This window comes from Pseudomonas sp. 05T35 (assembly GCF_056396605.1).
The window spans coordinates 1-2126 of record NZ_JBFTLU010000608.1 but is presented as its reverse complement, the minus strand read 5'-3'; the positions used below and the strand labels follow the sequence as shown (position 1 = coordinate 2126).

The window sequence follows — 2126 nt, the reverse complement described above, 5'->3', positions numbered from 1 at the left end:
AATCCTTGTGGGAGCGAGCCTGCTCGCGATGAACGATAACGCGGTCTCACAGGTAGACCGCGTCGCCTGAATCGCGAGCAGGCTCGCTCCCACGGGTTCAGTGAAACCCTTTAGTTCAGGCTTTCGTCGATCACCAGCACCAACTTGCCTGACACCCGATTGGTCGCAAGCTCGGCGAATGCCGCTTCAGCGTCCTTGATCGGGAAGGTCCTGGCCAGTTGCGGGCTCAGGCGCCCTTCGGCGAACAGCGGCCAGACATTCGCGCGTAGATCACTCAACAGATCGGCCTTGAACTGCTCGTCGCGGCTGCGCAGGGTCGACCCCAGCAACTGAATCCTTTTGGCCAGCACCTGCGCCAGATCCAGCGGCGCTTCACGGCCGCCCATCAGGCCGATCAACACCCAACGACCGTCGAGCGCCAGTAACTTCAGGTTCAGCGCGGCGTAGTTGGCGCCAACCGGGTCGAGGATCACATCGAATGGCCCCAGATCACGCAAACCCTCCAGCCCATCGGTGCGTATCACCCCGCCTTGTGCCCCCAGCGCCTCGCAGTAGGCCAATCGATCAGCCGAGCCGACGCTGACCCAACACGGGTTGCCAAAGGCCTTGCATAGCTGAATGGCAGCTGAACCAACCCCACTTGCCCCGGCGTGCAGGAGAACTTTCTCACCCGGTTTCAGCGCAGCCAATTGGAACAAATTCAGCCAGGCGGTGCTGTAGACCTCGGGCAACGCCGCCGCTTCGACCAGCGACATGCCTTCGGGCGCGGGCAATACGTGACGGCCATCGACCACGACTTCTTCGGCCATCCCGCCGCCCGCCAGCAGTGCGCAGACACGGTCTCCGACCTGCCAGGACGACCCTGCGCCGRCCTCGCTGATCACGCCTGAACACTCAAGGCCCAGCACCTGACTGGCGCCCGGTGGTGGCGGATAGAGCCCTGCCTTCTGTAACAAATCGGCTCGATTGAGGCCCGCTGCCGCCACTCGAATGCGAACTTGTCCTACGTCACACGTCGGACTGGGCTCTTCAACCCACTCCACTCGACCTTCAACGCCTTGCAATGCTTTCACAGTGCCTCCATAGTGAGTCTGGACTGAGCCCGATGCTGTAGCGCCGGGTTTTTTGCATTATGCGACCGGCCCAGGGTCGTACGAAAATTCGCCGAGTGGCGATCAAGCTGTTTCAAACCAGCCTGATCGATACGCGAGCAGTTTGCGTAGAGCCTTGTGGAACCGGCGACTTTAAAGACGGCCTAATATGCGTTATCAATTGCCCCCGCGTCGAATCAGCATGAAGCATTTGTTCCCCAGCACCGCACTTGCGCTTTTCATTGGCCTGGGCAGCTTGTCGCTGTCGCCTACTACGTTCGCAGCCAATAGCTGGGACAACCTTCAGCCCGATCGTGACGAGGTGATTGCCAGCCTTAACGTCGTCGAGTTGCTCAAGCGCCACCATTACAGCAAGCCGCCGCTCGATAACGCACGTTCCGCGATCATCTACGACAGCTACCTGAAGCTGCTCGATCCGTCGCGCAGTTATTTCATGGCCAGCGACATCGCCGAATTCGACAAATGGAAAAACCAGTTTGACGAGTTCCTCAAAAGCGGTGACCTGAACGCCGGGTTCACGATTTACAAACGCTATCTGGACCGCGTCAAGGCGCGTCTGGACTTCGCCTTGGTCGAGCTGAACAAAGGCGTCGACAAGATGGACTTCACCACCAGGGAAACCTTGCTGGTCGATCGCAAGGACGCCCCGTGGCTCAAGACCACTGCCGAGCTCGACGACCTGTGGCGCAAACGCGTCAAGGACGAAGTGCTGCGGATGAAGATCGCCGGCAAAGACCCCAAGCAGATTCAGGAAACCCTGACCAAGCGCTACAAGAATCAGTTGTCGCGCCTGGACCAGACCCGTCCGGAAGACATCTTCCAGGCGTACATCAACAACTTCGCCATGTCCTACGACCCGCACACCAACTATCTGTCACCGGATAACGCGGAGAACTTCGACATCAACATGAGCCTGTCGCTGGAAGGCATCGGCGCCGTGTTGCAGAGCGATAACGACCAGGTGAAAGTCGTGCGCCTGGTGCCAGCAGGCCCGGCGGACAAGACGGACAAGAC

General features: G+C 59.6%; 2 protein-coding genes. One reads left to right on the top strand and one right to left on the bottom strand.

All coding sequences use genetic code 11. The features are described 5' to 3' along the window. Window positions 1-110: 110 nt before the first annotated feature. Window positions 111-1073: a zinc-binding dehydrogenase gene (locus tag AC1DH9_RS27905; protein ID WP_477809214.1), complete on the bottom strand. Its 963-nt coding sequence runs from the start codon at window positions 1071-1073 to the stop codon at window positions 111-113. A gap of 220 nt (window positions 1074-1293) precedes the next feature. On the opposite strand from AC1DH9_RS27905, the gene AC1DH9_RS27900 reads away from it, so the two are divergent. Then, on the top strand, window positions 1294-2126 hold an 833-nt coding region (locus AC1DH9_RS27900), incomplete at its 3' end, for a carboxy terminal-processing peptidase (RefSeq protein ID WP_477809213.1).